The following is a 7,742-nucleotide window of genomic DNA, read 5'->3' as shown; positions in this document are numbered from 1 at the left end:
GTTTTGCGTAGTCGCGATTTTACATCGCGCAATGAGTATCTCGCTTAGGGGGAGTATTGAGGTGAGGGTGTTAGTCGCGGGGTAAACCCGCTGCTACGGTTTTGTGTAGTCGCGATTTTACATCGCGCAATGTACGCCGCGCTTAGGGTGAGTATCGCGGTGAGGCTGTTGGTCGCGGGGTAAACCCGCTGCTACGACTTTCTCCAATTCAAAAATTAATTTCTTCAATAAATTCAACTAGAGTGAATATTCTAATTCACTCTGGTCAGACCATTTGTTTTCATCTTGTTAACGTTTGAATAAAACAACCTCAATTGTGCATTGTTTGAACTTCGTTCAAAATGCGTTACGCTACTCTAATTGCTCAAATAACCCGTAAATTGACAGTTATTTGCCTTTTTGATACCTTATTGAAAATTTTTGGTATGACCAATTTACCTTTTGGGTAAATTGTCAAGCTCTAGGCCTTAAAAATTAGGCTTTTTAGTATTTATGCAACGTGGACGTTGATTAATGTCTTTAAAGATTAAAGCAGCAAAATTATCTGATGTTATTTTACAGCAACTTGAGAATATGATTCTTGAGGGCTCATTAGCTCCAGGTGAAAAACTGCCGCCAGAGCGCGAACTAGCAAAACAGTTTGAGGTGTCTCGCCCCTCACTGCGTGAAGCTATCCAAAAGCTAGAAGCAAAAGGATTGGTCACTCGCAGGCAAGGCGGTGGCACGTTTGTAAAAAATCAGCTTGAAGAGGGACTCACTGATCCGCTGTTTGATTTGATCAGTAAGCATCCTGAATCACAGTTCGATTTACTTGAATTTCGTCATGCACTTGAAGGGATTGCTGCATATTATGCGGCGCTTCGTGGTACCAGCACCGATTTTACCAAGGTTAAACAAAGCTTTGATAAAATTGCTCAAGTTAATAACGATTTACAATTAAAAGCCAAAGCAATTAATGCGTTTCACTTTAGTGTAGCCGAAGCCTCACACAACGTGGTTTTACTTCACTTAGTGCGAGGCATGCAAGCGCTACTGGAGCAAAATGTATTGCAAAACTTAACGGTTTTATTAAAAAAACCAGATATTAGCAATCAATTAGCCCAGCACCGGCGCTTATTAATGGATGCCGTAATTGAGGGCAATCCAGAACAAGCCCGACTAGCAAGTAATGCCCATTTAGCCTTTATTGAAGAAGCATTACTTGAAGCGGGTAAAGAGCATTCGCGAATTGAACGTAGTTTAAGACGCACAAAACAAAATTAAGCTAATACGCTGTACTTAGAACACACTAAATTAGGTATACGTGGTATTAAATTAACAACATTCGTATTTTAAACATAAGGAAACCTCCATATGTCTGAAGTCAATAAAATTGACGTAGACGCGCTAGAAACACAAGAGTGGTTACAAGCTCTTGAATCAGTTGTGCGCGAAGAAGGTGTTGAACGAGCTCAGTATTTACTTGAGCAAGTGTTAGAGCAAGCCCGTTTAGACGGCGTTGATATGCCAACTGGCACAACAACTAACTACGTTAATACTATTCCAGTAGATCAAGAACCGGCGTACCCAGGGGATGTAAACCTTGAGCGTCGTATTCGTTCGATTATTCGTTGGAATGCAATCATGATTGTATTACGTGCATCGAAAAAAGATCTCGACTTAGGCGGCCATATGGCGTCTTACCAATCATCAGCTGCGTTTTATGAAGTGTGTTTTAACCACTTTTTCAAAGCGCCAAATGAGGTAGACGGCGGTGACTTAGTTTACTACCAAGGTCATATTTCTCCGGGTATTTATGCGCGTGCATTTGTTGAAGGTCGTCTTACGGCTGAACAGCTTGATAACTTCCGTCAAGAAGTAGATGGCAAAGGTTTACCGTCATACCCGCATCCTAAATTAATGCCTGAATTTTGGCAGTTCCCAACGGTATCTATGGGCTTAGGTCCAATTGCGTCTATTTACCAAGCACGCTTTTTAAAATACCTAGACGGCCGTGGCTTAAAAGACACTAAAAACCAACGTGTATACGCGTTTTTAGGTGACGGTGAAATGGATGAGCCAGAATCACGCGGCGCAATCTCTTTTGCTGCACGTGAAAAGCTAGACAACCTATGTTACTTAATTAACTGTAACTTACAGCGTTTAGATGGCCCAGTAATGGGTAACGGTAAAATTATTCAAGAACTAGAAGGCCTATTTAAAGGCGCTGGTTGGAACGTAATTAAAGTTGTATGGGGTAGCGGATGGGATATTCTGCTAGCTAAAGATACATCAGGTAAATTACTACAGTTGATGAACGAAACAATTGATGGTGATTACCAAACATATAAAGCGAAAGATGGCGCGTACGTACGTGAGCATTTCTTTGGCCGTTATCCGGAAACAGCTGCACTTGTTGCAGATATGACTGATGACGAAATTTTTGCGCTTAAGCGTGGTGGTCATGAGCCATCAAAACTTTATGCTGCATTTAAAAAGGCTGAGCAAACCAACGACCGTCCTACCGTAATTCTTGCTAAAACTGTAAAAGGTTACGGCATGGGTGAAGCGGCTGAAGGTAAAAACATTGCGCACCAAGTGAAAAAAATGGACATGAGCCATGTTGAACACTTACGTGACCGTTTAGGCCTACAAGATTTAGTATCAGAAGAGCAAATTAAAGATCTTCCATACTTAACGCTTGAAGAAGGTTCGGAAGAATACAAGTACTTACACGCACGCCGTGATGCACTTAAAGGTTACACACCTACACGTATTCCTAAGTTTACTGAAGAGCTAAAACTGCCAGAAGTAGACGCATTTAAGCCGCTACTTGAAGAGCAAAAACGTGATATTTCTACCACAATGGGCTTTGTACGTGCACTTAACGTGTTACTAAAAGACAAAGGCATTGGCAAAAACATTGTGCCAATTATTGCTGATGAAGCACGTACATTTGGTATGGAAGGTTTATTCCGTCAAATCGGTATTTACAATCCACATGGCCAAAACTACACCCCTCAAGACCGTGATATTGTTTCTTACTACAAAGAAGCTACATCAGGCCAAGTTCTTCAAGAGGGTATTAACGAGCTAGGTGCAATGTCGTCATGGGTAGCTGCTGCAACATCTTATAGCACTAACGATTTACCTATGATCCCATTCTACATTTACTACTCTATGTTTGGTTTCCAACGTGTTGGCGACATGGCATGGATGGCGGGTGACCAGCAAGCACGTGGTTTCTTATTAGGTGCAACAGCAGGACGTACTACACTAAATGGTGAAGGTCTACAGCACGAAGATGGTCACAGCCACATTCTTGCAAATACGGTTCCTAACTGTATTTCTTACGACCCAACGTACGCATTTGAAGTAGCGGTAATTATTCAAGATGGTATTCGTCGTATGTACGGTGAAAACCAAGAAAACATTTACTACTACCTAACGCTTATGAACGAAAACTACCATCAACCAGCAATGCCAGAAGGCGCTGAAGAAGGTATTCGTAAAGGTATTTACAAGCTTGAAAGCTACGAAGGTAAAAAAGCCAACGTACAGTTATTAAGCTCAGGTACTATCATGACTGAAGTGCGTAAAGCGGCAGCCATTTTAAGCGAAGAGTACGGTATTGCTTCTGATGTTTACTCAGTAACATCATTTAACGAGCTTACCCGTGACGGTCAAGACGTTGAGCGTTTCAACATGCTTAACCCAGAAAGCGAGCAAAAAACGCCATACATCACTAGCGTATTAAACGATTCAGTGACTGTTGCTGCGACCGACTACATGAAAAACTACGCAGAGCAAGCGCGTTCATTTATTCCAAGCAGCAACTATAAAGTGCTTGGTACAGATGGTTACGGACGCTCTGATAGCCGTGAAAACTTACGTCGTCACTTTGAAGTTAATGCAAGCTACGTGGTTGTTGCTACGTTATCTGAACTTGCTAAACGTGGTGATGTTGAAAAGTCAGTGGTTGTTGAAGCAATTAAAAAGTTCGACATTGACACAAACAAACTAAATCCACTGTACGCATAAGAGGTTTGCAATGAGTATTGAAATTAATGTACCAGATATCGGTGGCGATGACGTAGAAGTAACCGAAATCTTAGTAAGCGTTGGCGACAAAGTAGATGTTGATCAATCGCTACTAACCGTTGAAGGCGATAAAGCATCAATGGAAGTACCTGCTGCGCAAGCAGGTACAGTCAAAGAAATTAAAGTAAGCGAAGGCGACACGGTAACAACAGGGTCGTTAATCATGATTTTTGAAGGCGAAGAGTCAGGCTCACAAAGTGAGCCAGAAGCGCCAGCTAAAACTGAGGCATCTGCACCTGCAGAAGCTTCAGGTTCTTCAACTAAAGAAGTAACTGTACCAGATATTGGTGACGACGAAGTTGAAGTAACAGAAATCATGGTCGCTGTTGGTGACAGCGTAGATGAAGAGCAGTCAATTTTAAGTGTTGAAGGCGATAAAGCATCTATGGAAGTACCAGCTCCTTTTGCCGGTACTGTAAAAGAAATTAAAGTAGCCGAAGGCGACAAAGTAAAAACAGGCTCTTTAGTGTTTGTTTTTGAAGTAGCTGGCTCAAGTGCACCTGCATCAGATGCGCCAAAGCAAGAATCTGCGCCAGCAGAGACTACTCAAAGCGCCGAGCCAAGCACAAAAGAAGTAAACGTGCCTGATATTGGCGATGATGAAGTTGAAGTAACTGAAATCATGGTTGCTGTTGGTGATACGGTTGAAGAAGAGCAATCTATCTTAAACGTTGAAGGCGACAAAGCGGCTATGGAAGTACCAGCCCCGTTTGCTGGTACCGTTAAAGAAATTAAAGTGGCCGCTGGCGATAAAGTCAAAACTGGCTCACTTGTGTTTGTTTTTGAAGTTGCAGGCAGTGCGCCAGCAAAAGCAGCAGCTCCGGCTGAGCAAAAGCCAGCGGCTGCACCTGCAAAAACCGAGTCTGCGCCAGCTCAAGCAGCACCTGCGGCTAAAGCAAGCAACGAAAGCTTTGAAAACAACAGCGCGTATGCTCATGCATCGCCAGTTGTACGTCGTTTAGCGCGTGAGTTTGGTATTAACTTAGCAAACGTTAAAGGCTCAGGGCGTAAAAACCGCGTAGTTAAAGAAGACGTGCAAAACTATGTTAAAAACCTAGTTAAGCAAGTTGAATCAGGCCAATTACCTGCTGGTAAAGGCAATGCGGGCGGTGGTGAGCTTGGCTTAATTCCTTGGCCGAAAGTAGATTTTGCTAAATTTGGTGAAATTGAAGAGAAAAAACTATCGCGTATTCAAAAGCTGTCGGGTAAAAACCTACACCGTAACTGGGTGCAAATCCCACATGTTACACAGTTTGACGAAGCTGATATCACAAGCCTTGAAGTGTTCCGTAAAGAACAAAACGTGTTAAGCGAGAAGAAAAAGCTTGGCGTTAAAATCACACCACTTGTGTTTGTGATGAAAGCGGTAGCGAAAGTACTTGCTGAGTTCCCAACGTTTAACTCGTCATTGTCTGAAGACGGTGAAAGCCTTATCCTTAAAAAGTACATCAATATTGGTGTGGCAGTAGATACGCCAAATGGCTTAGTTGTTCCAGTATTTAAAGATGTGGACAAAAAAGGCATTATTGAATTATCTCGCGAGCTGATGGATATTTCTAAAAAGGCGCGTGAAGGTAAGTTAACGTCATCTGATATGCAAGGCGGCTGTTTTACTATTTCAAGCTTAGGCGGTATTGGCGGTACGGCATTTACGCCGATTGTTAATGCACCAGAGGTGGCTATTTTAGGTGTATCTAAATCTGAAATGAAACCTAAGTGGAATGGTAAAGACTTTGAACCAAAATTAATGGTTCCGCTTTCTATGTCGTACGATCACCGTGTGATTGACGGTGCTCTAGCTGCGCGCTTTACCGCAACGCTTGCTAGCTACATGAGCGACATACGTCAATTAGTGATGTAATCGCTACAATATGAACAAAATCAAATCCCAGCCAGTTGTTTTTAGCTGGGATTTTTACTATATGCAATGATACAATCTTTGCACTATTTGTGAATTGCTCTGATTTTCTGCCCATGCAGAAACATGGCAGTTAAATTTTAGGGCAGTGTCCCGTTCAAACAATTAAGGTAATAGCATGAGCAACGAATTAAAAACTCAAGTTGTTGTACTAGGCGGTGGTCCTGGTGGTTACTCTGCGGCTTTCCGTGCTGCTGACTTGGGCTTAGAAGTTACATTAGTAGAATCGCGTGAAACATTAGGCGGCGTATGTCTTAATGTTGGTTGTATTCCTTCAAAAGCACTTTTACACGTGGCTAAAGTGATTGATGACGCTGCAGAAATGTCATCTCACGGTGTTACTTTTGGCGCTCCGCAAATTGATTTAGACAAAATTCGCTCTTGGAAAGAGTCGGTTGTTGGCCAGCTTACAGGTGGCTTAGACGGCATGGCTAAGATGCGTAAAGTTAAAGTTGTACCAGGTTACGGTAAATTCACTGGCAGCAACACTTTAGACGTTGAAGGTGCTGACGGCACTACAACTATTACATTTGATAACGCAATCATTGCTGCGGGTTCTAAACCTGTTAGCTTACCGTTCATCCCAGAAGATGACCGTGTAATTGATTCAACTGGCGCATTAGAACTTAAAGACGTACCAGAGAAACTACTTGTTTTAGGTGGTGGTATTATCGGTCTTGAAATGGGTACGGTTTACCGCGCACTAGGTTCTGATATTGATGTAGTTGAATTTGCAGATCAGTTAGTTCCGGCTGCGGATAAAGATATCATCAAGATTTACCAAAAATACGTAAACAAAAAATTCAATGTTATGCTTTCTACTAAAGTTGTTGGCGTTGAAGCGAAAGATGATGGCTTATACGTTACTTTTGAAGGCAAAAACGCACCAGCTGAGCCAGTACGTTACGACAAAGTACTTGTTGCTGTAGGCCGTACGCCTAACGGTAACTTACTTGATGCTGATAAAGCAGGTGTTAATGTTGATGAGCGTGGCTTTATTAATGTTGATAAGCAATTACGTACTAACGTAGACCATATTTTTGCAATTGGTGATTTAGTTGGCCAACCTATGCTTGCGCATAAAGCGGTACACGAAGGCCATGTTGCAGCAGAGGTTATCTCTGGTCAGAAGCACTTCTTCGACCCTAAATGTATTCCTTCAATTGCGTACACTGATCCAGAAATCGCATGGGTAGGTGTGACTGAGAAAGAAGCAAAAGAGCAAGGCTTAAGCATTGAAACTGCGGTATTCCCGTGGGCTGCATCAGGTCGCGCAATTGCATCTGCACGTACCGAAGGTTCTACTAAGCTTATCTTTGATAAAGACAGTGGCCGTGTAATCGGTGGTGCTATGGTGGGTATTAACGCAGGCGAAATGCTTGGCGAAATCGGCTTAGCAGTTGAAATGGGCGCAGACGGTGAAGATTTAGCACTTACTATTCATGCTCACCCAACATTGAACGAGTCTATTGGCCTTGCAGCTGAGATTTTTGAAGGTTCAATCACTGATTTACCAAACAAAAAAGCGGTTAAAAAGAAGAAGTAAACTCTTTTAGTTAACTGTTTAAAAACCCAGGCCTCGGCTTGGGTTTTTTGTTTTTATAGCCGTCAGCCGTCAGTTTAAGACAAGCTCGTCTTGACACGTAAGTTAATATGAGCAAAATTTCTAGCTGATAGCTGATAGCTGATAGCTGATAGCTGATAGCTGATAGCTGATAGCTGATAGCTGATAGCTGATAGCTGA

The 7,742-nt window shown here is 42.4% G+C and carries 4 protein-coding genes and 1 pseudogene; 4 read left to right on the top strand and 1 reads right to left on the bottom strand.

What is annotated here, in order from left to right; genetic code table 11:
- Positions 1–513: 513 nt before the first annotated feature.
- The 4 genes from pdhR (at position 514) to lpdA (ending at position 7,544) form a co-directional block, all read left to right on the top strand.
- Positions 514–1,263 (top strand): pyruvate dehydrogenase complex transcriptional repressor PdhR, encoded by a 750-nt coding sequence (pdhR, locus tag MTF64_RS19730; RefSeq protein WP_004588597.1) that lies wholly within the window; start codon positions 514–516, stop codon positions 1,261–1,263.
- Between the two features lie 90 nt (positions 1,264–1,353).
- Positions 1,354–4,020 (top strand): pyruvate dehydrogenase (acetyl-transferring), homodimeric type, encoded by a 2,667-nt coding sequence (gene aceE / locus MTF64_RS19725; protein WP_024031395.1) that lies wholly within the window; start codon positions 1,354–1,356, stop codon positions 4,018–4,020.
- Positions 4,021–4,030: 10 nt separating this feature from the next.
- On the top strand, positions 4,031–5,941 hold the full coding sequence (gene aceF / locus MTF64_RS19720; protein WP_121638010.1) for a pyruvate dehydrogenase complex dihydrolipoyllysine-residue acetyltransferase: 1,911 nt from the start codon (positions 4,031–4,033) through the stop codon (positions 5,939–5,941).
- Between the two features lie 175 nt (positions 5,942–6,116).
- The gene (gene lpdA, locus MTF64_RS19715) at positions 6,117–7,544 is read left to right on the top strand and encodes a dihydrolipoyl dehydrogenase (protein WP_029773352.1); all 1,428 of its coding nucleotides are present in this window, start codon (positions 6,117–6,119) and stop codon (positions 7,542–7,544) included.
- Positions 7,545–7,554: 10 nt separating this feature from the next.
- Here lpdA and MTF64_RS19710 read toward each other — a convergent pair.
- Positions 7,555–7,742 (bottom strand): annotated as a pseudogene (locus tag MTF64_RS19710) (hypothetical protein); the annotation flags it as partial.

This window comes from Pseudoalteromonas sp. 2CM41L (assembly GCF_023161905.1).
Classification (GTDB): domain Bacteria; phylum Pseudomonadota; class Gammaproteobacteria; order Enterobacterales; family Alteromonadaceae; genus Pseudoalteromonas; species Pseudoalteromonas atlantica.
The sequence above is the reverse complement of the archived record's forward strand: the minus strand, read 5'-3'. Positions and strand labels throughout refer to the sequence as shown.

Excerpts from the sequence above, each read along its gene's own strand:
- aceF (WP_121638010.1), top strand. The coding sequence starts at position 4,031 with ATGAGTATTGAAATTAATGTACCAGATATCGGTGGCGATGACGTAGAA.
- aceE (WP_024031395.1), top strand. The coding sequence starts at position 1,354 with ATGTCTGAAGTCAATAAAATTGACGTAGACGCGCTAGAAACACAAGAG.
- lpdA (WP_029773352.1), top strand. The coding sequence starts at position 6,117 with ATGAGCAACGAATTAAAAACTCAAGTTGTTGTACTAGGCGGTGGTCCT.
- pdhR (WP_004588597.1), top strand. The coding sequence starts at position 514 with ATGTCTTTAAAGATTAAAGCAGCAAAATTATCTGATGTTATTTTACAG.